The organism is Methylobacterium sp. DB0501 (genome assembly GCF_011043735.1).
In the GTDB taxonomy this organism is placed as follows: domain Bacteria; phylum Pseudomonadota; class Alphaproteobacteria; order Rhizobiales; family Beijerinckiaceae; genus Methylobacterium; species Methylobacterium alsaeris.
Window position 1 is genome coordinate 328,781 of the sequence record NZ_JAAKGV010000002.1, and the last position, 23,954, is coordinate 352,734.

Genomic DNA, 23,954 nt, shown 5'->3' on the forward strand with positions numbered 1-23,954 from the left:
GATTCCGTCGCCGTGATCGGTCGATACGCGAGAGTTGACGCCGATCGCGGCCGATCGCCTCTCAGGCGGTCTCTTGGCCGCGACCCCCGTGGAGTTGAGCGTATGACCCTCGTACGACGTTTCCAGGTTGCGCCGGCGCTGGTCCGCCTGATCCGCAAGGAGCGCGGCTCCTCCCGCATCACCGAAGGCTATTTCCCGCCTCAATCCGGCCGGACCTCGTTCGTGCGCGTCGATGGCGGCCAGTGCCACCTCGTCCTCGTCACCTCCGACGGCGGCACCTCGAGCGAGGAGCGGACCGAGGTGCCGCGCGCCCATGGCGATGCGCTCCTCGACGTCTGCGCCGGCCGCGCCGCCTACGACCGCACCCAGGTGGCGCTCGGCAACGGCCGCGACGTGCTCGTCGACCGCTACGTCGCCCCCGCCCATGTCGACATCGTCTCGGTGGTGTTCGACAACCCCGACGAGGCCAACGGCTTTTCCGTCCCGCCGTGGTTCGGGCCCGAGGTCAGCGCCGATCCGGCCTATGAGGGCCGCAGCATCGCCCTCCAGGGCGTGCCGCAGCCCGGCGAGATCGCTCTGTCCAACGCCGCCCTCGACGCCGTGCTCGACCTGATCGAGCCGCGCTACGGCTTCGGCCGCTACGCCGCGCCGAGCCGCAACGGCGACGATGCCGGCGTGGTCAACGCGCTGCGCCGCATCGCGACGCCGGCCCCCGAGCCGACGCCGCCCCCGCCGCCCCAGGCCGAGGCTCACCCCGAGCCGGTCCACGAGCCGGCACCGCCCCCGCCGCCCCAGGCCGAGGCCCACCCCGAGCCGGCCCCGCCGCCGCCGGAGCCGCACCAGGACACCCGCATCGACGACGTGATCGAGAGCCTGTCCCAGGCGCTGGGCGCCGCGGTGCCGGGGGGCGACGCGGCCCGCGACGACGGCACTCCGGCCTTCGAGCGCTGGACCGTGCGCCCGCGCCGGACCCAGCCGACGCCCTGAGGGCGCCGTCGGCGTGCCGCCGCGCGCTCCGCGGCGGCACGCGCGTCGACCGGGCCGCGCGCTACTCCGCGGCCTCGACGTGGGGCTCGAGGTTCGGGCAGGACGGTCGCTCGCCCTTGGCCTTGAACAAGGTCTCGAAGTAGCCGAGCAGCTCCTTGAGGCCCTCCCGCGTGACGTTCGGGGCCGGGTCGCTCTGGTCCTCCGGCAACCGTCTCGTCTGGTCGGCGAAGATCGCGATCCCGTAGGCCATGCCGTGCTGGTAGAGTGCCTGGGCGGCGAAGCCGATGAAATCGACCGGCGGGACCAGGACCGGCATGCCGATGTCGCTGCCGGGATGGTCCGGGATGACATTGACGGTGTGGCCGGGGAAGCTTGCGCCCGGAATCGGCGTGTAGGCGACCGTCGAGTCCAGCGACCACCCCAGCAGGCGCGCCGAGAGCGCCTTGACGTGGCCCGGAGTGGGGATCTTCAGGAACCGCGGCGGGCAGTGGTCGTCGTTCCCGTAGATCACGTTCACGTTGTGGAGCGTGCGGATCGTCGGATCGGTCCCGACGGTGCTCCAGGCCTGAGGCACCACGTCGAGGGTGTTCCAGATGTCGAGGTTCCACGACTGCCAGGCCACCGCGCCCCGCACGGCCGGGAGCGCCTGGGCGAAGGTCCGCGCGAAGACGTCGTTGCCGGGCGAGGCGCCGGCGGTCGGATAGACGTAGGTCGTCGCGATCTGCGGCGTCGTGCCGGTCTGCACGAGGTAGAGGCCGAGCGCCGCCGACAGGGCGCCGCCGAGGCTGTGGCCCGTGACGACCAGGATGTCGGCGTCGAGCGTGGCGAGGTGCTGGCGCAGCGTCGGCGCGTTCGTCAGCGACGGGTCGGTCATCCCGAGCAGCGTGCAGAGGCCGGTCGCGGTGCCGACGGAGATGACGGCCTCGCCCGCGACCGGCGGGGAGGCCGCATGCGTCGGGGTGGCGATGAAGTCCTTCCAGGGCACGACACCCGTGATCGCGCTGCCGTCGCCGGCGGCGCCGTCCTCACATTCCCAGTCGACGGTCGACATCGCCGCGGTGCCGGCGATGGCGACGACGGCCATCTTCCTGGTAGAGCCATCGGGGAGCGTGACGTTGCTGCAGGCCACCAGCATCGCGTTGTCGGCCACGTCCGAATCCTCGGCCTGGTAGACGATCGGTCCCCAGGTCACCGTCCAGTCGCCGATCAGATCCGTGGCGGCCGTGCCTGCAGACGGTGTCTGGTCCTTGTAGGTCAGGTAGAGCTGGATGTGATTTTCCAACTGCTTCTGAAGGTCGAATTTTGCGCCTTTCATTCTGATGAGGTTATTGGACATCATGGAAATGGAAAATACTTGCTGATAAATATCGTATGACGGTGTCATCGCTTAGTCTCCGAACGACACGAATTTCGTAGCTCGAAAATTATAAATGTCGACTTGCGGACGATGTCAAATTTTGTATTGACAACGTAAATCACTGAAAATTCAGAGATGTAAAAAATAATATTTTAGGCTTGAACATCGATTCCTCGATCATCGCGACGAACGAATCGGGATATCCGGGGCGGTGCGATTGGAACCGGTCCGGTGGGTCTCGGGCGCGGCGCAGCCTGCGGCGAATCGGGCCGGCACGATCGAACCGCTTGCTCTAATCCGCTAAATCGTTGACGCCGCCGCCCGCGCGCGGCATGCCGCGCGCGGGCGGCCCGCGACCGGTCGCCGGACGGGACGGCAGACGGGCGGGCCGGTTTTCGGTTGCCGCAAGGGTGCCGGGGCAGGGACGGAGAAAGCCGAAGGGTTTTCCCGGATTTTCGATTTGGACGGAGCGGTCCGGCCTTTCTACACTGCCGGAGCCGCGGCCCGTTCCACATGACAGTCACGCGGCCAAGGCCGCAACGCGACGGCCGCTCGCGCGTCGGCCGGCATCGTGGGGAGAGAACGAACATGCAGCACGCCACGCCCTCCGCGGCGGCCCCGGGCTCGTCGCAGCCCTGGTACAAGGTTCTCTATATCCAGGTCCTCATCGCCATCGCGCTCGGCGTCCTGCTCGGCTACGTCGCGCCCGACACCGCCAAGGCGATGAAATGGCTCGGCGACGCCTTCATCGCGCTCATCAAGATGATGATCGCACCGATCATCTTCTGCACCATCGTGCACGGCATCGCGTCGATCGGCGACCTGAAGAAGGTCGGCCGCGTCGGTCTCAAGGCGCTCATCTACTTCGAGGTGGTGTCCTCGCTCGCGCTCGTTATCGGCGTCGTCGTCGGTGAGATCGTGCAGCCGGGCGCCGGCTTCGGCGCCGATCCGGCGCAGCTCGACGCCAAGGCGGTGGCCGGCTACGTCAGCAAGGCGCAGGCCGATTCGACGATCGCCCACATCATGGCGATCATCCCCAAGAGCTACTTCGACGCCTTCGCAGGCGGCGACCTGCTGCAGATCCTGCTGGTCGCGGTGCTGACCGGCGTCGTCATCACGGGCCTCGGCGAGCGCGGCAAGCCGGCCATCCATGCGATCGAGGCAGCGGGCGAGATCTTCTTCCGCATCATCGGCATGATCGTGAAGCTGGCGCCGATCGGCGCCTTCGGCGCCATGGCCTACACGATCGGCCAGTACGGCATCGGCAAGCTCGGCAACCTCGCGGGCCTCGTCGCCACCTTCTACCTGACGAGCCTCCTGTTCGTGCTCGTCGTGCTCGGGCTGATCGCGCGCTTCTCCGGTTTCTCGATCATCAAGTTCCTGGCCTACATCAAGGACGAGCTGCTGATCGTGCTCGGCACCTCGTCGTCCGAGACGGTGCTGCCGCACATGATGCAGAAGATGAAGCGCCTCGGCGCCTCGGATTCGGTGGTCGGCCTCGTCATCCCGACCGGCTACTCGTTCAACCTCGACGGCACCAACATCTACATGACGCTGGCGACCCTGTTCCTGGCCCAGGCCGTCGGGGCGGATCTCAGCTTCGGGCAGTACGCCACCATCATCGCGGTCGCGATGCTGACCTCGAAGGGCGCGTCCGGCGTCACCGGCGCCGGCTTCGTGACGCTGGCCGCGACGCTGGGCGCCATCCCCGGCAACCCGGTGCCCGTCGCCGCGATGGCGCTGATCCTCGGCATCGACAAGTTCATGTCGGAGTGCCGCGCGCTCACCAACCTCGTCGGCAACGGCGTCGCCTGCGTGGTGGTGAGCCGCTGGGAGGGCGAGCTCGACCCGGTCAAGCTGCGCGAGGTGATGGCCAATCCCCTCGCCATCGGCACCGAGATCGCCGACGAGAAGCCGGTCCCGGTCGCGCCCTGACGGCGATGGCGCGCCTTCGCATCGGCATCGATCTCGGCGGCACCAAGATCGCCGGGATCGCCCTCGACGGGTCCGGCCGGGTGCTGGGCGAGCGGCGGATCGCGACCCCGCGCGGCGATTACGACGCCTCGCTCCGCGCGATCGCGGCCCTCGTCGCCGCGCTCGAAGGCGACGCGTGGGGCACCGGGACGGTCGGGGTGGGCATCCCCGGCGCCCTCGTTCCGGCGACCGGCCTGGTCAAGAACGCCAACTCGACCTGGCTCAACGGCCGAGCCCTCGGCGACGACCTCGCCCGGGTCCTCGGCCGCCCGGTTCGGCTCGAGAACGACGCCAATTGCCTCGCCGTCTCGGAGGCCGTCGACGGGGCGGGGCAGGGGGCGGGCGTCGTCTGGGCGGTGATCCTCGGCACCGGCGTCGGCTCGGGCATCGCCCTGTCGGGCCGGGCCCTGTCCGGGCGCCAGCGCATCTCCGGGGAATGGGGCCACAACCCGCTGCCCGCCCCCCGCGACGACGAGCGCCCGGGCCCGGCCTGCTATTGCGGCCGGCACGGCTGCCTCGAGACCTGGCTCTCCGGGCCGGGGCTGGCCGCCGACCACGCGCGGCGCACCGACCGGGCGATGACCGGCGAGGCGATCGTCGCGGCGATGCGCAAGGGCGACGCGGCGGCGCGGGAGACCTTCGCGGCCTGGCTCGACCGGCTCGGCCGCGGCGTCGCAGGCGTCGTCAACCTCCTCGACCCGGACGTGATCGTGCTCGGCGGCGGCCTCTCGACCATCCCGGAGATCTACGACGCTCTCCCGGAGCGCGTCGCCCCGCACGTTTTCGGCGGCGGCTTCGACACCCCGATCCGGCAGAGCCGCCACGGCGACGCCTCGGGGGTGCGCGGGGCGGCGTGGCTCTGGAACGATCCGGATGCGGACGATCGGGATGCGCCTGCCGCGTGAGGCGTGATAGACGGTCGTCTCGACCGCGCTTCACCCTGCATGAGGCCAGACCGTGCCGGCCAGACCCGTCGACCTCGACCCGGCCTCGATCCGCATCCTCGAGCATCTGCAGCAGGACAGCGAGGTCGGCATCGGCGACCTCGCCGAGGCGGTCGGCCTCTCGACCTCGCCGTGCTGGCGCCGGGTCGCCGACCTCAAGGCCAAGGGCATCATCCGGCGCTGCGTCGCCGTCGCCGACCCGCAGGCGCTGGGCCTTCGCGTCAACGTCTTCGTCCACGTCTCGCTGGAGAGGCAGACCCAGGCCGCCCTCCAGGCCTTCTCCGACGCCATCCGCCACCGGCCGGAGGTGATGGAGTGCTACCTGATGAGCGGCGAGGCCGACTACATGCTGCGCGTGGTGGTCGAGGACCTGGCCGAGTACCAGCGCCTGATCGTGGATCACCTGACCCGGATCCCCGGCGTGGCAAAGATCCGGTCGAGCTTCGCGCTCGATCAGGTGAAATATACGACGGCGTTGCCGCTGGACCATCTGAAGGGGTGACGATCCTCGATCGGGGATTGTCGCCTGCCGGTCCTGCCTCAGAAGTCTCGACGTCGTCACGAGGCTCGCCGCGGACGAGAACCCGGGCTTCGTAGGCGCCGATCATGCAGAATTGGGAGACAACGCGCCGCTCCGTCCCGAACCGTCAGCGGTGATGGATCCCGGGTTCCGCCGCGCGGGCCCGGGATGTCGCGGAGGGTGGCAGCGAGCGGCGTGAGGAGCAGGAACGCGAAGGACTGCCCGTCAGACGCTCCCCACCCCGGGTCGCCGGGCGAAGTCCGCCTGCCGCTCGGCCTCGGCCCGCCCCGATGCCGCCCGCACATGCAGCGGGTCCTCGCGGGGGAGGCTGTCCGGCATCCGGAAATGGCGAAGGGGTCCTCTTCTCCCCGCCTGCTGGGAGAGGAGGAGCCCGCGCTTTGCCTGCTCCTCCGACGATCCTGCCCGTTACGGATGCAACGCCGCCCCCTTCGTCGCCTTGTCGACGTCCTTCTTCGGGCCGTGGAGGGCGAGGCCGACGAGGTCGGGCGCGTCGGCGGGCTCGGCCCGGAAGGCCTCGCGATTCGCCGCGTCGTGCCCGGTCCCGAACATCGCCCGGACATAGGCGCTGCGCACGAGGTCGCGCTGGATCGCCTGCTGCCAGGCGCGCCGGAGCACCTCTTCGGTCGCGGCGAAGATCAGCATCGGCTGGCCGAGGAGGCGCGCGTGGCGGCGGCCGGCCGCGTCGCAATAGGGCTCGCCCATGGCGTCGGGCACGGCGCCGGCGATGCCGGTCGCCAGGAACGCGGTGACGTTCAGCTTCTGCCACACGGCGAGGTCGTCGCGGACCAGGATGGCCACCTTGGTGTCGAACATCGGGGGTCTCTCCCTGCGGGTGATCGACCGCAGGGCTAGCCGGGCGGGAGGGCGGCGTCTGGAACGTTCGTGCGCCCGGAACGGTACGCGGCCGGGGTGAGGCCGTAGGCGCGGCGGAACCGGCGGCCGAGATGGCTCTGGTCGGAGAAGCCGGCGGCGAGCGCGGCCTCCGCCGGCGGAACCCCGGCGCGCAGGAGCGCCCGGGCCCGGGCCAGCCGCAGCTCGATCAGGCAGGCATGCGGCGAGGTGCCGAAGCGCCGGCGAAAGATCCGGGCGAGCTGGAACCGGTCGGCGGCGCCAGCGGCGCGGGCGAGCGCGTCGAGGCCGAATGCCGTCGCGGCATGGGCCTGGAGACAGTCCATCGCCCGCTCGGCGATCGCCGGATCGCCGGCCGGCACCGGGGCGGGCTCCGCGGCGCCGAGATGGCGGCGCAGGTGCAGGGCCAGGTCGTCGAGGGCCGCGTCGCTCGCGAGCGGCGAGGCGGTGCCGAAGAGGGCGTGGCAGGCTCGGCCGATCGCGCCGCCGAGGCGCCGGTCGTCGGCGAGCGTGCGGCGAAAGCCGATTCCGGCGTCGCTGCCGCCCATCGCGCGCCGCAGCCAGGCCTGCGGCAGGTACAGCATGCTGTAGCGGAAGCCCGGCTCCCGCAGGGCCTGGCCGTCATGGCGCTCGCCGGGCTCGATCAGGATCACCCGTCCCGCCGTGCTCTGCCGGCGGGCCCCGCGGCAGTAGAAGTCCTGGACGCCGTCATGGGTCACGCCGACCAGCCACTCGTCGTGGTGATGCATGTCGTAGGCATGGCCGAGGAACCGCGCCGTCACCGCCTCGATGCCGCTCGCCGGCTCGCGCCGGAGGTGGAGGAAGTCGCGCGGGCGATCCGTCACGCCGTCGCCTCCGCCCGCACCGCCCGTCCGACCGCCATGGCGAGCACCAGCCCGACCCCCAGCACCGGCACCACCAGCGCCTCGAGCCCGTAGCCGCGATAGGCCAGGGCCCCCGCCACCGCCCCGCCGACGAGAGCCAGCCAGGTGCAGGCATCCGGCACCCAGCCGAAGGCCGGCCCGACCCGGGCGGCGGCCTGGGCGAGGGTGTGGCTCAGGCTGTAGAGGGTGCCGGTCACGAAGGTGACGCCGGGGCGGAAGCCCCCGCTCCGGCGCAGCGCCGCGTTCTGCGCCCCCATGGCGGCGGCGAGCAGCGGCGGCGCCGGACCCTGGAGCGCCGGGCTGAACGCGGTCGAGAGGGCGGTGACGAGGAGCGCGGCCTCGAGGCCCAGCACCGCCACCGGCCCCCAGCGTCCCGGCAGGTGCAGCGAGACCAGGCTGCCGCAGAACCCCCCGGCCAGGAACGAGACGAACAGCAGGGCGATCTCCCAGGCGATCGGATGGCCGGGTTGGGCCAGCGAGACCGCGAACTGGGTCGAGTTGCCGCTCATGAAGGAGGTGTAGAGGCCGTCGAGCCGCAGGAAGCCGACGGCATCGACGAAGCCGGCGGCGGCGGTGAGCAGCAGGCCGCCGGCGATGTCGAGGGGAGGGGTGTCGCGCATCAGGGAGCAGAGTCTTGCGAGAGCTTGAGTCTCAAGGGGAGGGCGCGGCACTCTCCTCCGTCAGCGCGCGGCGCACCAGCATCAGATCGGGATCGGAGGGGTCCGTCCTCACCGTAAAGCCGAGCTTGCGGCACATCGCCAGCATGGTGGTGTTCTCGCGCAGCACCTGGCCCTCGACGTGGCGCAACCCCTCGGCCTTCGCCCAGTCGAGCATCAGCCCCATCAGCGACCAGCCGAGGCCGAGGCCCTTGAGGTCGGAGCGGACGAGGATCGCGTATTCGCCGGTCTCGTGGTTGGCGTCGGCGTGGAGGCGGACCGCCCCCATCATCGTGCCGGTCGCCTCCTCGATCGCCACGAAGGCGATGGCGCGGGCGTAGTCGAGCTGGGTGAGGCGGGCGAGGAAGGCGTGGCTGAAGTCGCGCACCGGGGCGAAGAAGCGCAGGCGCAGGTCCTCGGCGCTGACCTGCTTGAAGAACGCCTCGAACAGTCCCTCGTCCTCCGCCCGCACCGGCCGCACCAGGATCGCCTGGTCGTCGAGGGCGATCCGCCGCTCCCAGGCCCGGGGATAGGGGCGCACGGCGAAGCGGGCATGGCTCGGGCCGGTGCCCGCGTCGCGCCGGCGCTCCGGCGGCAGCGGTGCCACGCAGGCGCGGGCATCGAGGGCGATGACGCCGTCGCGGTCGGCCAGCAGCGGGTTGATGTCGAGCTCGCGCAGTTCCGGCAGGTCGGCGGCGAGCTGGCCGAGCTTGACCAGCACCAGGGCGACCGCCGCCTCGTCGGCGGCGGCCACGTCGCGATAGGCCTTGAGCCGGCGCGCCACCCGGGTGCGGCCGATCAGGTCGGCGGCGAGGCGCCGGTCGAGGGGCGGGAGCGCCAGCGCCCGGTCGTCGATCACCTCGACGGCGGTGCCGCCGCGGCCGAACACCACGACAGGGCCGAAGACCGGGTCGTCGGCGAGCCCGGCGATCAGCTCGCGGGCCTGCGTCCGGCGCAGCATCGCCTGGACGACGAAGCCGGTGATCCGCGCGCCCGGCCGCTCCTGCGCCACCCGGGCCCGCATCTCGGCGGCGGCCTCCCGCACCGCCGCCTCGCTGGTCAGCCCGAGCCGGACGCCGCCGACATCGGATTTGTGCACCACGTCCGGCGAGGCGAGCTTGAGCGCCACCGTGCCGCCCGCCGCGATGATCGGCCAGGCGACCTCCGCCGCCGCGTCGGCGTCGGGCACGAGGGTCACCGGCTGCACCGGGATGCCGTAGGCGGCGAGCAGGTCCGCCATCTCGCGCGGGTCGAGCCACGTCCGTTCCTCGGCGAGCACGCGATCGACGATGCTCCGGGCCGCACCCGCATCCGGCACGAGGTCGTCGGGCAGCACCGCCGGGGTGGTGGTGAGGTCGTCCTGCGCCTCGCGGTAGCGCACGAGATGCGTGAATCCCTCGACTGCGTCGGCATCGGTGGCGAAGCGCGGGATGCCGGCCTGGCTCAGGATCTCCCCGGCCGCCTCGTCGCCGACGGTGACGGCGAAGACCGGGCGGGCCCGGAAGGTCCCCTTGCGGCCGTTCTTCACCGCCTCGACGATCTCGGTCGCGACCGCGCTGCCGCCCGACAGGGCCGTCGGCACGTTGATGACGAGGACCGCGTCGTTGTCGCGGTCGGCGATCAGCGCCTCCAGGGCGGCGGCGTAGCGCGGCCCGTCGGCATCGGCGCCGATATCGACCGGGTTGCGCCAGGCCCCCGGGGCGGCGCCCGGGAACGCCGCGGCGAGGCGCTCCCGCGTGGCGTCCGAGAGCCCGGCGAGGCTGCCGCCGAGATCCATCAACCGGTCGACCGCGATGGCGCCGACGCCGCGCCCGTTGGCCAGGATCGCCAGGCGCCGGCCCGGGAAGGGGCGCTGGCGGCCCAGGGTCTCGACCGCCGAGAACATCTCGTCGAGATCCTGCACCCGCAGGAGCCCGGCGCGGCGGAAGGCGGCGTCGTAGACCGCGTCGGTGCGGGCGAGGAGGCCCGTATGGGTGGCTTGCCGCCCGTCGATCGCCTGCGCGGCGACGTCGTGCCGGCCGGAGCGCAGCACCACCACGGGCTTGGCCCGCGCGGCGGCCCGGGCCGCCGACATGAATTTCGGCGCGTCGGTCACGGTGCCGATCGAGAGCAGGATCGCCCGGGTGTGGATGTCGGCGGCGAAATGGTCGAGGCAGTCGGCGATGTCGACGTCGAGGGCGTTGCCGAGGGAGACGATGCCCGAGAAGCCGGTGCCGCGCGCCTGCGCCCAGGCGACGATGCCGGCCGCCACGGTGCGCGATTGCGAGATCAGCGCGAGGTCGCCGGCAAGCGGCGCCCGGGCGAGCAGGCTGGCATTGAGGGCGGCCCGCGGCACCGCCAGCCCCATGCTGTCGGGGCCGACGAGGCGCAGGGAATGCCGCCGCGCCGCCGCCCGCGCCGCCTCGGCGAGCGAATCCGGCCCGCTGCCGAGGCCCGTGGTGATGACGACCGCCGCGCCGCACCCCTTGCGCCCCGCCGCCGCCACCACCTCCGGCACCGTCTCGGGCGGCGTGACGATCACCACGAGGTCGGCGGGCTCGGGCAGGTCGGCGAGGTCGGCGAAGGCCTGGACGCCGTCGACGCTGTCGTGGCGCGGGTTCACCGGCCAGATCGGGCCGCCGAAGCCCGCCTCGCGGAGGTTGCGCAGGATCGCGGCGCCGAACGCGTTCGGCCGCGCGCTCGCGCCCACCAGCGCCACGGAGCGCGGGCTGAGGAGCCTGTCGAAGCGGTAGGTGCTCATGGTGGGCGTCTCGGGTGGCGTCCGGTGTCGGGTGCGGGTGCGGGGCTCTTTCGGGCTCTTGCTGGCGTCCGTCCCGCAGGTAGGGCAGCCGCAGGTGCAGGTCACGCCGGGCGCGACAGGATGATCGGAAGTGCTGGCGGGCCGTTGTGCAGTGCAACATATTTCTATTGCGTTGCAGCAGAATGAATGGTTAGTTTTCGGCTCCCGGCGAATCCCGGCTTTCCGGACGCGCTCTCCGCGCCGGACAGAACCCCTGGACCACCGATGCGTTTCCTCTCCCTCAGCACCCTGGGCTCCTGTTTCGGCCTCCTCCTCGCCACCGCGGCCGGCGCCTCCGAGCTGAATCCCCGCCAGGCCCACAGCCTCGATCTCGGCCCGGTGCGCGGCTCGGCCTACTACACCGTCGAGAAGGACGGCCTGCGCGTCGTCGCCACCCTGGCGCCGTCGGATGCGGCCGCCGCCGCCCCGCTGCGGGTGATCACCACGCTCGCCTCCGACCAGGTCGTCAGCTTCTCGGTGCCCGGCACCCAGGACGGCGCCGCCGCCTCGGTGGCCTTCGCCCGCCGCGGCAACCGGGTCGAGGTCGCCTCGACCGGCTTCTGAGCCGTCGCGCCCCGCGGATCACGGATTCGCGGGGTGCCGCCCCGGGCCTGCCGCTGCGGCGCGGGCGGCGCTTGTCTTGTCGGCCGATCTTTGCCACCTGTCCGCCGGTCTTCAGACCGACCTCGCGCACGGGCTCCAAGGATCACGCCATGCCGACCTTCTCCCCCCTCTGGCGCAACGGCGCGCTCGCCCTCGGGCTGCTCCTGCCCGGCGCGGCGCTCGCCCAGGCGCCGGCCCCCGCCGCCGCTCCTGCCGCCGCCCCGACCCCCGCCCAGTCGCCCGATACGGTCGTCGCCAAGGTGAACGGCGCCCCGATCACCGCCGGCGACCTCGCGGTGGCGGCCGACGATCCGGCGCTGTCGCTCCCCGGCGTCGACGACGCGCAGAAGAAGGGTCTCCTCGTCGATTACATGGTCGACCTGAAGATCGGCGCCCAGGCCGCCGAGAAGGCCAAGATCGCCGACAACCCGGACTTCGTCCGCAAGCTCACCTATTTCCGCGACAAGCTCCTCCTCGACGAGTACCTGGAGCGCGAGGCCAAGAAGGCGGTGACGCCGCAGGCCGAGCGGGCGCTCTACGACGAGACCGTCAAGGCGATGAAGCCCGAGGAGGAGGTGCATGCCCGGCACATCCTCGTCGACAACGAGGCCGAGGCCAAGAAGATCGCCGCGCGCCTGAAGGCCGGCGAGGACTTCGCCAAGGTGGCGTCCGAAACCTCGAAGGATCCCGGCTCGAAGGCCGAGGGCGGCGATCTCGGCTGGTTCACCAAGGAGCGGATGGTCGCGCCCTTCGCCGACGCGGCGTTCAAGCTCGAGGCCGGCAAGATCTCCGATCCCATCAAGACCCAGTTCGGCTGGCACGTCATCAAGGTCGAGGAGAAGCGCACCAAGCCGGTGCCGAGCTTCGACGAGATGAAGGAGCAGGTCGAGGCCTACCTCACCCGCAAGACGCAGCAGGACCTCATCACCAAGCTGCGCGAAGGCGCCAAGATCGAGAAGACCGCGGCGGCCCCCGCGGTGGCCCCGAAGGCGGACGAGAAGAAGTAAGCCTCGACCTCGGTCGAAGGAAAGCCCCCGGAAGCCGCGCTTCCGGGGGCTTTTTGCCGAGAAGTCGTGCCGACCGCGATCACGCGACGGATGTCCCACCCTCCTGGCCATTCCGGGCTCCGCTGCGCGGCCCAGGCATGACCGGGAGGGTGGGACATCCGTCGGGCCGGTTCTCGTCAGTGCAAGATCCGGGACGGGAGGGCGGTACCGGCCCGCCCCCGGCCTTCCTACCGCAGCACCTGCGACAGGTTCGGCCCCCGCAACGCCGCCAGCGCCGCCATCCGCACCGGCGCGTTCGGCGCGCCGTACAGGTCGTAGCCGCCCTTCCGCTGCACGATCTCGAAGTAGAACCGCTCCTCGAACGGCGTCGTGTAGAATTGCAGGAACTCGCCCTCGCCGACCCGGTCGTAGAGGATGCTCAACGACTGCATCCGCGTGATGGTCGCGTCGTCGAGGCCGAAGCGGGCCGCCACGTCGTCGTAGTAATTGGCCGGGATCGGCAGCAGCGTCGCGCCGGCGGCCTTCAGGCGTTCGGCCGCCGCGAAGATGTCGTGCGTCTCGAGCGCGATGTGGTGGACGCCGGCCCCCGCGAAGCTCGTCACCAGGCGGGCGGTGGCGGTGTTGCGGCTCTCCGAGATGTTGAGCGGCAGCCGCATGGTGCGCTCGGCGTTCGACATCGCCTTGCTGCGCACCAGCCCATAGGGGTCGGGCAGTACCACCACGTCCTCGGGCTCGAGGCCCAGCACCGCGCGGTAGAACAGCACCCAGGAATCGAGCTGGCCCTCGGGCAGGGCCTGGGCGACGTGGTCGACCCGGGTGAGCAGGCCGGCCGGCTCCGCGCCCTCGTCCATCACGAAGTCGCGCTCGAAATCGCCCCCGGTCTGGGGATCGGTGAGGATGATCAGGCTGCCGTCGGGCGCGCGGATCGACGGGAAGGTATTTTCGTCCGGCCCGATCCGGCCGCCGAAGCGGGCCGCGCCATAGCTCTCGGCCCGGCCGAGGGCCGCCAGCGCATCGTCGGTGGCGATAGCCTGGGCGCAGACCGAGGGGCCGTGCATCAGGAAGTAGGACGACGCGAAGGAATCCGGCTCGCGGTTGAGCACGATGCGGATCTCGCCCTGGCCGTAGAGCGTCACCGCCTTGCTGCGGTGCCGGCCCAGGCGGGTGAATCCGAGCTGGCCGAGCAGGTGCGCCAGCGCGCCCTCGCAGCGCTCGTCCACCGCCACCTCGATGAAGCGGTGGCCGGTGATGGAGGGCGGCAGCGGCGGATCGAACAGCTCGACCCGGCGGCGGGGCCGGCGCGCGGGGGCGGGACCTTGCGCCGCCGCCTCCTCGGTGCGGCGCACCCGCTCCTCCAGGAACAGCAGCGAGCGGTGGCCGTCGGCGGCGGTCTGGCGCGGGGGCGCGGCCCGCATCTCGTCGTTGAAGATCTCGAGCGAGATCGTGCCGGTATAGCCGCAGGCCAGAACCGCCTGGAGGAAGCCCGGCACGTCGAGATCGCCCTGGCCCGGCAGGCAGCGGAAATGGCGGCTGAGCGTCAGCGGGTTCATGCCGATGCGCGGCGCGTCGGCGAGCTGGACGAAGAACACCCGCTGGCCCGGGAGGTTGGCGATGCCCGACCAGTCGTCGGGAAGCGCCAGGGTGTGGAAGCTGTCGAGGATCAGGCCGAGATGCGGGTGGTTCGCCCGCTCGACGATGCTCCAGGCCCGGTCGAAGGTGCGCACCCGGGTGCCCCAGGACAGGGCCTCGAAGCCGATCTTCAGTCCGCGCTTCGCCGCCCGCTCGGCGAGCTGGTAGAGCTGGTCGGCCATCCGGGCATCGTCGTCGGAGACCTCGGTGCCGACGTTGGAGCAGACCAGGATCAGCGGCGCGCCCAAGTCCTCCATCAGGTCGAACTTGCGCTCGGCCCGGTCGAGGTTGCGCTTCAGTTGCTCGTCCGACACGCCCTCGAAATCGCGGAACGGCTGAAACAGGTCGATCGAGAGGCCGAGGTCTGAGGCGTAGCGGCGCACGTCGCGGGCGGCGCCGGTGTGGAACAGGAGATCGTTCTCGAAGATCTCGACGCCGTCGAAGCGCGCCGCCGCGATCGCCTCCAGCTTCTCGATCAGCGTGCCGCTCAACGACACCGTGGCGATCGCCTTCCTCATCGCGTTCTCCCCTCCGCTTGTCCGCCGGCTCTCCATCGCAAACGGGGCCGGCTCCGTCGAGCCCGAAGCGGGGACCGGGCAGCCTCCCGCCTTTCGCGCTTGACATGAACGTACTGGTTAGTACATTTGGATTCAAGCGCGTCGAATCGCGCCATCCGAGGAACGCTGTCGAGAGGAGCCCGCGTCATGGGCGCTGCCCCCACTTCCGTCCTGGCCGGCCTGATCGGCAACGGCATCCAGGCCTCCCGCACCCCGGCGATGCACGAGCACGAGGGCGACGCGCAGGGCCTGCGGCTCCTCTACCAGAAGATCGACCTGGAGCGCCTGAGCCTCGGCGCCGACGCGTTGCCCGAGCTTCTGACCGCCGCCGAGCGGATGGGCTTTTCGGGCCTCAACATCACCCATCCGTGCAAGCAGGCGGTGCTCGCCCATCTCGATGCGCTGTCGCCCGACGCGGCGGCCTTGGGGGCCGTCAACACCGTGGTCCTGCGCGACGGCAAGCGGGTCGGCCACAACACCGACTGGTGGGGCTTCGCCGAGGCGTTCCGGCGCGGCCTGCCGGACGTGACGCTGGATCGCGTCGTGCAGCTCGGCGCCGGCGGTGCCGGCGCGGCGGTGGCCCACGCGCTGCTGACCCTCGGCGTGAAGGACCTCGTCCTCAACGACATCGACCCGGCCCGGGCCGTTTCGGTCGCGTCCTCCCTGTGCGAGCGCTTCGGCGCCGGCCGGGCGCGGGCCTGCACCGACCTCGCCGCCGAGGTGGCGGCGGCCAACGGTCTCGTCCATTGCACGCCGACCGGCATGGACAAGTATCCGGGCCTGCCGCTGCCGGCCGAGTATCTCCATCCCACGCTGTTCGTCGCCGAGATCGTCTATTTCCCGCTCGAGACCGCGCTCCTGCGCGAGGCGCGGCGGATCGGCTGCCGCACCCTCGACGGCGGCGGCATGGCGGTGTTCCAGGCGGTCGAGGCCTTCCGCCTCATCACCGGCCTGACCCCGGATCCGGAGCGGATGCTCCGCCACTTCGCCGAGCTCGGCCGGACGGCCTGACCTCGCCCGAAAATCCGAACAAATGCGGCCCGAGCCAACGGGCCCGTCTCCTCCCTCTCTCCCTCAGGAAACGCCCGATGACCTCCTCCGTCTTTCCGGCGGCCGCTGCCGCGGTCGCCGCGCCCGAAGCCGTGAAGGCTCCGAAGAAGGCCGCGCTCGCGAGCTGGATCGGCAGCGCGGTCGAGTATTACGACTTCTTCATCTACGGCACCGCCGCGGCGCTGATCTTCCCGAAACTGTTCTTCGCGCCCAACAACCCGCAGGCGGCGGCGATCGCCTCGTTCGCGACCTTCGGCGTCGCCTACATCACCCGGCCGCTCGGCGCCGTGGCGCTCGGCCATATCGGCGACCGCTTCGGCCGCAAGAAGGTTTTGACCTTCACGCTGCTGCTGATGGGTCTCTCGACCTTCATGATCGGCTGCCTGCCGACCTACGACCAGCTCGGCATCCTGTCGCCGATCCTGCTCGTCATCGCCCGCCTGCTCCAGGGCATCTCGGCCGCCGGCGAGCAGGCCGGCGCCAATTCGATGACCCTCGAACACGCGCCCGCCGACAAGCGCGCCTTCTTCACCAGCTTCACCTTGAGCGGCACGCAGGCGGGGCTGATCCTCGCGACGCTGGTCTTCCTGCCGATCACGCAGCTGCCCGAGGCGCAGATGCTGTCCTGGGGCTGGCGCATCCCGTTCTTCCTCAGCGCCCTCGTGGTCGCGGTCGGCTTCTGGGTCCGCCGCACCCTGCCGGAGACCCCGGTCTTCGAGAAGGAGCAGCAGGCGCACAGCCTCGAGAAGGAGGGCCTGCCGGTCGCAGTGCTGTTCCGCACGCAATGGGCCGACGTGCTGCGGGTGATCTTCGCCGCGCTGGTCTCGGTGGTGAGCACGATCTTCAGCGTCTTCACCCTGTCCTACGCCGTCAACACGATGAAGATCGACCGGTCGATGATGCTGACCGTGCTGATCCTGGCCAACATCGTGGCGCTCGGCGCGATCCCGGCCTTCGCGGCGCTCGCCGACCGGATCGGCCGCCGCCCGGTCTTCATCTTCGGCGCCCTCGGCTCCGCGGCGCTGATCTGGCCCTACATGTGGGCGATCAGCCAGGGCAACCTGCCGCTCATCTTCTGCTTCGGCGTCCTGCTCTCGGGCGTGGTCTACAGCGCCGCCAACGGGGTGTGGCCGTCACTCTACGGCGAGATGTTCGACACCAAGGTCCGGCTGTCGGGCATGGCGATCGGCACCCAGATCGGCTTCGCGCTGGGCGGCTTCGCCCCGGTCATCAGCGCCGCGCTCCTCGGCGACGGCCCGACCGGCTGGGTCCCGGTCGCCGCCTTCGTCACCGCCACGGCGGCGATCGCCGCGGTGTCGATCTTTACGGCGCGGGAGACCTACCGCACCCCGATGGAACTGCTGGGCAAGCGCTGACACCCTGAATCCCCCGTATCTGCCCCCTCCCGGGTCACTCCGGGGCCGCCAAAGCGGGGCCCGGACTCCAGACACGCAAGTGGTTCAAGACGAGGCGGAACGGTCAAAGCTCCGTTCTGCTCCACCTGCGATCCTGGATTCTGGGCTCTCGCCTTCAGCGAGCCCCGGGATGACCCTGAGAGGGTGGAGACGGCTCCGAATAGGATTTAAAATAAAGGACCGCCGCCTCGTCACCGAGGCGGCGGTCCTGTTTCCGTTTCAACTCTTATCAGAACCGATACGTGAAGTTCCCCTTCACCGCATGGTCCTGCGCCCGCTCGCCGGCCTGGCCGGTATAGGACACGCCGAGCGTCGCCGCGGATGACACCGCCCAGTCGATCCCGGCTTGCGCCACCACCGCGTCGCGGTTGATCGGCACGCCGGCGACCAGGAAGCCGGTCTGGCCGGCCCCGAAGGCGAGGAGGGCCTTCGGCACCACGTCGCCATAGGCCCGGCGCCAGCCGACGAGGCCGGTGAGGGATATGGGCAGGTCGGCCGAGAGCCGGGTCGAGCCGCGCAGCCCCACCGTGGTGGCGGCGAGGTCGTTGTCGCGGCCGAGGCCGGAAAGCACCGCCGGGCCGCCGCGCTCGGTGAAGGCGTCCTGGCCGATGCGGATGGCGGCCGCGCCGACGAAGGGCTCGATGACGGCCGCCCCGAACGCCACCCGGTAGCCGACCTCGCCGAAGACCTGCGCGGTGAGGCCGCCGTAGCGGGCATTCAGGCCCTGGCCGAAGCCCGGCGCCAGGATGCTGCGCCGGAGCGACAGGCTGTTGCCCCCGGCGACGCCGCCGAAGCGCAAGGAGACCGGCCCGAGGGTCGTGCCGGCATAGAGGCCGCCGAAGCCGCTCTCGATCACCCCCGAGGAGGCGCGGCCGGTCGCGTCGAGGCTGGTGTTGGTGTAGCCGCCGGCGACGCCGAGGCGCCAGCCGCCGGGCACCCTGCCGAGATCCATCCGGGTGTCGGCGCCGAGCACGAAGCCGCTGATCTGACGCGACAGCGAGGCGGCGTTGCCGTCGCTCCGCGTGCGGCCGAAGGCGCCGAAGCCCTGGCCCCAGACCGCGTAAGGCCGTGGCTCGACCAGTTGCGCCGGAACCTGGACCGGCGGTGCGGCCCGGCCCGGCAGGTCGGCCGAGTAGGCCGCCGGCAGGCTGGGAGCCGAGACGCCCGGGAACACCGGAGCGTCCGACAGGTCGCCGCGGCGCAGGCGGTCGAGGATCGCCTCGCGGACGAAGAAGGCGGTCTCGAACTGCGCCGTCACCGCGCTGGCATGGACCTCGCCCGACAGGGAGGCGAAGGCGGAGCGGGCCGCGGCCGGATCGGTGTTGACCAGCACGGTCTCGTAGAGCGCGTTGCCGGTGCCGAGGGCCTCGATCGCCCCGCCCGTCACCGCCTGGTTGCGGGTGGCGCCGACCGACGCGAAGGTGGTGGCGTTGCGCCCGAGCGTCAGGCCGACGCTGTCGGCGCTGTAATCGAGGCTCGCCCCGATGAAGGTGTAGCCCGGCGTCACGGCATCGAAACGCCCGACGACGCCGTTCGACGCCTGCAGGATGACGTTGCGCTGACCGAGCAGGCTCCGCAGGGCGCCGGGGCTCAGGCTGTCCGCCCCCTCGGACGCGACCGTCACCGTGCCGCCCTCGATCCGCGCCCCGCCGGAGACGACGTCGACCCGGTCGCTCCGACGACCGGGTGCGACCTCGACCGCGAAGCGCGAGCCCTGGGCGAAGCTGAGGTCGCCGAACATCAGCAGCCTGCCGCGACCGCCGGTGCCGGGCGAGAGGGTTCCGCCGGAGCGGACGTTGACGGCGCCGAGCAAGCCGTCGCCGCCGAGCGTGCCGCCGGCATTGACGTTGGTGACCGATCTCACCGACCCATCGACGGCCAGAAGGCCGCCATTCACCTCCGTCGCGCCGCTATAGGTGTTGAAGCCGGTCAGGATCAGGGTGCCGTCGCCGGCCTTGGTCAGGCCGCCCTGGTAGGTGCGGCTCAGGAAGGCCCGGTCGCGCGCCTCGCGCCAGGTGTACTCGGTCTGCTGGTCGGCGGTGGCGCCCGCCGGCAGGCCGTTGCTCCAGCCGCGGGCGGCCTTGTCGCGCAGCCAGGTCGCGTGCTCGGCGCTGTCCTCGACCTGGCGCTGGCGCAGGGCCGCATCCGAGATGTCGTTCGACCAGGTGTCGACCGTGCCGCCCGGGAGGGTGGCGGTGAAGCGGCCGAGGAACTGGCCCGGGCCGTTCATGGCACGGCCGAGGTCGATCTTGCCCCAGCCGAAGGTCTCGTTCGGCGCGTCCGGATTGCCGAAGCCCAGATGGGTCGCGGTGGTGAGCAGCACGTCGCGCGCCTGCTCGTTGCTCATGTAGGGGAAGCGCTCCATCACCAGCGCCAGCGCGCCGGTGACGTGGGGCGCCGACATCGAGGTACCGCTCTTGGTGCCGTAGCCGGCAACCCCCGCGGTCGAGGTGACGGTGCTCAGGATGCCGCGGCCGGGTGCTGCGATGCACCAGTACTTGGCGAGCCCGCAGCGGTTGAACGCCGTGCCGTCGTCGATGGTCAGGCCGGAGGCCGCGATCCAGCGCGATTCCAGGTCGGGCTCGAAATAGGGCAGGGCGGCCCGCACGGTCGGGTTGTTCACCCCGGCATTGCCGGCGGCGAAGACCATGACGGTGCCGTTCTGCCGGGCGGTCTCGGCCACCGCGTCGAGCCAGTCGAGCCGGCCCTGGAACTTGGCATAGCCGGCCGCCACCCCCGCGAGGGTGTTGTAGTTCTCGGAGGGCGGCGGGCTGCCCCAGGACGAGTTGATCACCCGCGCGCCGGACGCCGCCAGGTTGCCGTAGGCGGCCTTGAAGTAGTTGTAGTCCTGGTTGGCGCCGTAGATCGAGGAATCGGTGGCGTTGGTGTTGGTGGCGAGCAGGCTGGCGCCGAAGGCGACGCCGTGCATGCCGGTGCCGTCGCGGCGCGCCACGATCGTGCCGTCGACATGGGTGCCGTGATCGTCGTTGACGCCCCGGATCCAGGTGCCCGGCACCGAGAACGGGCTGCCGGCCGCGAACAGGTCGCTGCGCACGCCCGCGGCGGTCTCGTAGCGGTAGCCGTTCGCCAGGTAGGTGCCCTGGACGGTGAGCGGCGTCACCTGGCCGGCGAATTCCGGATGGGTGGCGAGGAAGCCCGAATCGACCGAGCCGACCACGATACCGCGGCCGGTGATACCACGCGCATAGGCCTGGTCGGCCCGCATCGAGGTCAGGCCCCAATCGCCGAGATATTCCGGCGTGCGCCAGCTCCCGGCGTCGCCGACGCGACCCGGATCCTGATACCCGGACGATTGCGCCAGCGCGGCATAGGAAATCGTCGAGCAGAGGAGCGAGACCAGGCCGCGGGCGGCCATCGTCCCGCGTCTCGACTGTGCTTGAAGTTTCATCGAATTGCCTCAATCTGACCGCGGACTTTGCAGCCTTCTTCTTCCCGAGCGGCTCGTCCGCGCGCCGGCCCCGATGGTAGCCGCGAAAAAGCCCGGTTGATGCCGCGATCGTTTCTCGTTTGTTTGTTTCCAGGCGGCCGTGGCAGAAACGTCACGCAACCGACGCGTCCGTGCGCGCGTGTGAGCCGATCCTTCGGAACTGATACTCTGGTGGGGCATTAGCCGGGCGTTCCATCGCGAGGTGCCGGCATGACCCAGCAGATCCCGATCGGCGCCGACTGCGTCGCCGACGAGCCCGCAGGCCCGGACGGTACGCACGCCCTGCGGCCGGACCTCGCCTATCAGCGCCACGTCCTCGTCAACATCGCCTATCTCGGACCGCCCGGGGCCGGCGACCGGGGCTGGGTTCTGATCGATGCCGGGATCATGGGGTCGCGGGCCGCGATCGAATCCGCCGCCTCCGCCCGCTTCGGCGAGGGCGCCCGCCCGGCCGCGATCGTGCTCACCCACGGCCATTTCGACCATGTCGGCGCGCTGGAGGACCTGGCCGAGGCCTGGGACGCGCCGGTCTGGGCGCATCCGCTCGAGCGGCCCTATCTCGACGGCAGCGGCGCCTATCCGGCCCCGGATCCGAGCGTCGGCGGCGGGCTCCTCGCCCGGCTCTCGCCGCTCTTCCCGACGAGGCCGGTCGATGTCGGCGCCCGCCTGCACCTCCTGCCCGAGGACGGCCGCGTGCCGCCGCTGCCGGGCTGGCGCTGGATCCACACCCCCGGCCACGCGCCGGGCCACGTCTCGCTCTGGCGCGCCGCCGACCGGACCCTGATCGCCGGCGACGCCTTCGTCACCACCGCGCAGGAATCGGTCTACGCCGTCGCGACGCAAGCGCCCGAGATGCACGGCCCCCCGCGCTACCTCACCACGGACTGGGACGCGGCCGGGCGCTCGGTCGAGGTCCTGGCGCAGCTCGAGCCCGGACTGGCGCTCACCGGCCACGGCCGGCCCCTGCGCGGCCCGGGGCTGCGGGAAGCCCTGCACCGGCTCGCCCGCGACTTCGCGGCCGTGGCGGTGCCCGGGACGGGGCGTTACGTCGAGGCCCCGATCCGCGCCGGCGACCCCGCAGCCACGCGGGAGCCCTGACGGGCTCTCCCTCCCCGCTATCCACATCATGCCGGACAGGGCGGCCGGCAGGCGCGAACACAGCTTGACGGCATCGCCCCCGCCGTGGCTTGTTCACTGTATGTTCTAGCGTGAGTCGGCGCAGGCCGGCGACGTGCAGCGGCGGGCGGGAAGCGATGAGTCACGAGCCGGCGGAGCGATGGGACGGGCGCATGCCCGGCGTCGAGACCATCGCGGCGGCCTACCTCACGGCCGCCGGAGGCGACGCAGCGCTCGCCCTGCGCCGGGCCATCGCCGACGCGCTTGCCGATCTCGGCGAGGCCGAACGGCGCACGCGCCAGCGCGACCGGCTGATCTCGCGGGGCTACGTGCGGGCGGGGCCGATCGGGCGGGGATAGTCGTCTCGAAGGCGCCTGAACCCTCCCCCCTCGGCGGGGGAGGGTCGGGCGTCGCGCTTCACCTGCAACCTTCTGGTCCGTCTGCCGCGCCGCGTGCGGGCCGGCACATCGAGCGCGCCCTCACCGGACTACGCCTCCAGCACCAACCGGGATGTTCCCCATGCCGATCCATGCCATCCGCTACGACATCCGCCGCGACCGGGACGGCTGGACCGTCTACGACGTGCGCTCCGGCGCGATCGCGGTGATCGACGACGTGCTGCAGGTCGGCCTCGCGATGGACGAGGCCGATGCGGTGGCGGATGCGCTCGGTACCGAATGCCCGTCGGCCGGGCTCGCCGGCCTGATCCCCCGGTTCGCCTGGTTCCAGGCCCCGGCCAGACCCTGAGACGATCCCGCCGTCGATCAGGGCCGGAAGCCCTCGAACACCATCTGGTCGGCATGGGCCCGGGCGAGGCGCACCTGCGCCTCGGTGCGCACGGTCCAGGTCATCACCGGCATCCGGCCGAGCAGGCGGCAGAGATGGGTGGCGGCGTTCGGCAGGTCGTCGACGCGCCAGGACAGGAAGTCCGGCCGGCTCCCGGACAAATGGAGGAGCTGCCCGAGCCCGTGCCGCTGCGCCTCGGTGAGGCCGGCATAGGACGGGTCGTCGTGCCGGCTCTCCGCCACGATGCCGCGGGGAATGCCCGGGATGAGGTCGGCGAGCGCCCCGACGATCACCGGATCGAACGACTTCACCGCCACCGGGCCGTCATAGGACGCGACGATCTCGGCGGTGCGGCGGGCGAGCGCGAGATCGCCGTCGTGCCGGGTCTTCACCTCGACGATCAGCGGCGTGCGGCCGGCGATCCTGCCCAGGAACTCCGGCAGGGTCGGGATGGGCTCGCCGCTGCCGAGCACCGTGAGACCCTTGAGGGCGGCGGCGTCGCGCTCGCGCACCAGGCCGTCCGCCCCGGTGAGCCGGCCGAGGCCGGCATCGTGGAAGACCATCGCCTCGCCGTCCCGGCTGAGCTGGACGTCGCACTCGATCGCGTAGCCGCCACCGATCGCGGCATCCGCCGCCGCGACCGTGTTCTCGGGGATGCCGGCGGCCCTGTCGTGCAGGCCCCGGTGGGCGATCGGGCGGGCGGTCAGCCAGTCGGGGGCGAGGCGCTCGGACATGGTTCAGCGGACCTCGAACATGCCCTCGACCTCGACGACGGCGTCGAGGGGGAGTTCGGCGACGCCGATCGTCGAGCGGGCGTGGCGGCCGCGCTCGCCCAGCACCTGCACCATCAGGTCGGAGGCGCCGTTCATCACGCCGGCGATGGCCGAGAAGCCCGGCTCCGCGTTGATGAAGCCGCCCAGCCGCACGCAGGACACCACCGCGTCGTCGAGGTTGCCGGCGGCCGCGCGCAGCTGCGCCAGCACGTTGAGGGCGCAGTGCCGCGCCGCCTCCGCGGCGGCCTCGGGCGAGACGGCGCCGCCGACCTTGCCCTTGTGGGCCGGGTCGATCTTGCCGTCGGGGCCGAAGGGCAGCTGGCCCGAGATGATCACCAGGTTGCCGCTGCGCCGGAAGCCGACGTAGTTCGCCACCGGTGCCGCGGCCGGCGGCAGGGTGAGGCCGAGCTCCTTCAGGCGGTCGAGGATCGCGCTCATCTGTCTGGTCTCCCACCAGGCCCGTCCGGGGCGTGACGCCCGCCGGAGGCAAGGCCGGTCCGTCGTCCCGCGGCGGCCCGCCGCGGCGCGGCCGAGCCCGGCCGCGAAAGGGTCTGTGCCCGGAAGGAAGACCGGCCGCAACCCCGGGCGAAGGCGGATCG

At 71.7% G+C, this 23,954-nt stretch carries 20 protein-coding genes; 11 read left to right on the forward strand and 9 right to left on the reverse strand.

The genetic code is table 11. The annotated features are described in order from the left end of the window. Window positions 1-102: 102 nt before the first annotated feature. Window positions 103-987 (forward strand): hypothetical protein, encoded by an 885-nt coding sequence (locus G4G93_RS05365; RefSeq protein WP_165081916.1) that lies wholly within the window; start codon window positions 103-105, stop codon window positions 985-987. A gap of 61 nt (window positions 988-1,048) precedes the next feature. Here G4G93_RS05365 and G4G93_RS05370 read toward each other — a convergent pair whose 3' ends face one another. After that, window positions 1,049-2,269 (reverse strand): lipase family protein, encoded by a 1,221-nt coding sequence (locus G4G93_RS05370; protein WP_165081918.1) that lies wholly within the window; start codon window positions 2,267-2,269, stop codon window positions 1,049-1,051. Between the two features lie 663 nt (window positions 2,270-2,932). Between G4G93_RS05370 and dctA the strand changes: the two genes are divergently transcribed. From dctA to G4G93_RS05385, 3 genes are read left to right on the forward strand one after another with little or no spacing between them, the layout of a single operon-like run. Then, on the forward strand, window positions 2,933-4,279 hold the full coding sequence (gene dctA / locus G4G93_RS05375; protein ID WP_165081920.1) for a C4-dicarboxylate transporter DctA: 1,347 nt from the start codon (window positions 2,933-2,935) through the stop codon (window positions 4,277-4,279). Window positions 4,280-4,284: 5 nt separating this feature from the next. Beyond that, complete coding sequence (locus tag G4G93_RS05380; protein WP_165081922.1) at window positions 4,285-5,223, forward strand: ROK family protein; 939 nt, start codon at window positions 4,285-4,287, stop codon at window positions 5,221-5,223. Window positions 5,224-5,275: 52 nt separating this feature from the next. Next, the gene (locus tag G4G93_RS05385; protein ID WP_165081924.1) at window positions 5,276-5,764 is read left to right on the forward strand and encodes an Lrp/AsnC family transcriptional regulator; all 489 of its coding nucleotides are present in this window, start codon (window positions 5,276-5,278) and stop codon (window positions 5,762-5,764) included. A 444-nt stretch (window positions 5,765-6,208) separates the two neighbouring features. Here G4G93_RS05385 and G4G93_RS05390 read toward each other — a convergent pair whose 3' ends face one another. The 4 genes from G4G93_RS05390 to G4G93_RS05405 are packed head-to-tail and all read right to left on the reverse strand — an operon-like array spanning window position 6,209 to window position 10,932. Further along, a complete protein-coding gene (locus G4G93_RS05390; RefSeq protein WP_165081926.1) occupies window positions 6,209-6,616 on the reverse strand; it encodes a DUF2000 domain-containing protein in 408 nt (135 codons plus the stop codon). Window positions 6,617-6,651: 35 nt separating this feature from the next. Beyond that, window positions 6,652-7,497, reverse strand: coding sequence for an AraC family transcriptional regulator (locus tag G4G93_RS36560; protein ID WP_312891723.1), 846 nt, complete (start codon window positions 7,495-7,497; stop codon window positions 6,652-6,654). Continuing rightward, window positions 7,494-8,156 (reverse strand): YoaK family protein, encoded by a 663-nt coding sequence (locus G4G93_RS05400; RefSeq protein ID WP_165081928.1) that lies wholly within the window; start codon window positions 8,154-8,156, stop codon window positions 7,494-7,496. The genes G4G93_RS36560 and G4G93_RS05400 overlap by 4 nt, the downstream gene beginning before the upstream one ends. A gap of 31 nt (window positions 8,157-8,187) precedes the next feature. Further along, a complete protein-coding gene (locus tag G4G93_RS05405) occupies window positions 8,188-10,932 on the reverse strand; it encodes a bifunctional acetate--CoA ligase family protein/GNAT family N-acetyltransferase (RefSeq protein WP_165081930.1) in 2,745 nt (914 codons plus the stop codon). Between the two features lie 264 nt (window positions 10,933-11,196). Between G4G93_RS05405 and G4G93_RS05410 the strand changes: the two genes are divergently transcribed. Together G4G93_RS05410 and G4G93_RS05415 are read left to right on the forward strand one after the other, a co-directional pair. Next, window positions 11,197-11,535, forward strand: a complete 339-nt coding sequence (locus tag G4G93_RS05410; protein ID WP_165081932.1) for a hypothetical protein — start codon at window positions 11,197-11,199, stop codon at window positions 11,533-11,535. 149 nt (window positions 11,536-11,684) lie between these two features. Further along, on the forward strand, window positions 11,685-12,581 hold the full coding sequence (locus tag G4G93_RS05415; protein ID WP_165081934.1) for a peptidylprolyl isomerase: 897 nt from the start codon (window positions 11,685-11,687) through the stop codon (window positions 12,579-12,581). 227 nt (window positions 12,582-12,808) lie between these two features. Here G4G93_RS05415 and G4G93_RS05420 read toward each other — a convergent pair whose 3' ends face one another. Continuing rightward, on the reverse strand, window positions 12,809-14,728 hold the full coding sequence (locus G4G93_RS05420) for a bifunctional sugar phosphate isomerase/epimerase/4-hydroxyphenylpyruvate dioxygenase family protein (protein WP_165081936.1): 1,920 nt from the start codon (window positions 14,726-14,728) through the stop codon (window positions 12,809-12,811). 186 nt (window positions 14,729-14,914) lie between these two features. Between G4G93_RS05420 and G4G93_RS05425 the strand changes: the two genes are divergently transcribed. Both G4G93_RS05425 and G4G93_RS05430 read left to right on the forward strand, forming a co-directional pair. Further along, window positions 14,915-15,778 carry a shikimate dehydrogenase gene (locus tag G4G93_RS05425; protein ID WP_165081938.1) on the forward strand — a complete coding sequence of 288 codons (864 nt, stop codon included), beginning with the start codon at window positions 14,915-14,917 and terminating at the stop codon, window positions 15,776-15,778. Between the two features lie 77 nt (window positions 15,779-15,855). Then, on the forward strand, window positions 15,856-17,193 hold the full coding sequence (locus G4G93_RS05430) for an MFS transporter (RefSeq protein ID WP_165081940.1): 1,338 nt from the start codon (window positions 15,856-15,858) through the stop codon (window positions 17,191-17,193). 268 nt (window positions 17,194-17,461) lie between these two features. Here G4G93_RS05430 and G4G93_RS05435 read toward each other — a convergent pair whose 3' ends face one another. Continuing rightward, window positions 17,462-20,608, reverse strand: coding sequence for an autotransporter serine protease (locus tag G4G93_RS05435; RefSeq protein ID WP_165081942.1), 3,147 nt, complete (start codon window positions 20,606-20,608; stop codon window positions 17,462-17,464). A 282-nt stretch (window positions 20,609-20,890) separates the two neighbouring features. On the opposite strand from G4G93_RS05435, the gene G4G93_RS05440 reads away from it, so the two are divergent. From G4G93_RS05440 to G4G93_RS05450, 3 genes are all read left to right on the forward strand, one after another. After that, window positions 20,891-21,778 (forward strand): MBL fold metallo-hydrolase, encoded by an 888-nt coding sequence (locus tag G4G93_RS05440; protein WP_165081944.1) that lies wholly within the window; start codon window positions 20,891-20,893, stop codon window positions 21,776-21,778. A gap of 155 nt (window positions 21,779-21,933) precedes the next feature. Further along, window positions 21,934-22,155 carry a hypothetical protein gene (locus G4G93_RS05445; RefSeq protein ID WP_165081946.1) on the forward strand — a complete coding sequence of 74 codons (222 nt, stop codon included), beginning with the start codon at window positions 21,934-21,936 and terminating at the stop codon, window positions 22,153-22,155. A gap of 160 nt (window positions 22,156-22,315) precedes the next feature. Next, window positions 22,316-22,543, forward strand: a complete 228-nt coding sequence (locus tag G4G93_RS05450) for a hypothetical protein (protein ID WP_246736552.1) — start codon at window positions 22,316-22,318, stop codon at window positions 22,541-22,543. A 17-nt stretch (window positions 22,544-22,560) separates the two neighbouring features. Here the strand turns inward: G4G93_RS05450 and G4G93_RS05455 are convergent, their stop codons facing one another. Further along, window positions 22,561-23,316: a glycerophosphodiester phosphodiesterase family protein gene (locus G4G93_RS05455; protein WP_165081950.1), complete on the reverse strand. Its 756-nt coding sequence runs from the start codon at window positions 23,314-23,316 to the stop codon at window positions 22,561-22,563. A 3-nt stretch (window positions 23,317-23,319) separates the two neighbouring features. Further along, complete coding sequence (locus G4G93_RS05460) at window positions 23,320-23,793, reverse strand: RidA family protein (protein WP_165081952.1); 474 nt, start codon at window positions 23,791-23,793, stop codon at window positions 23,320-23,322. Between the last annotated feature and the right edge of the window lie 161 nt (window positions 23,794-23,954).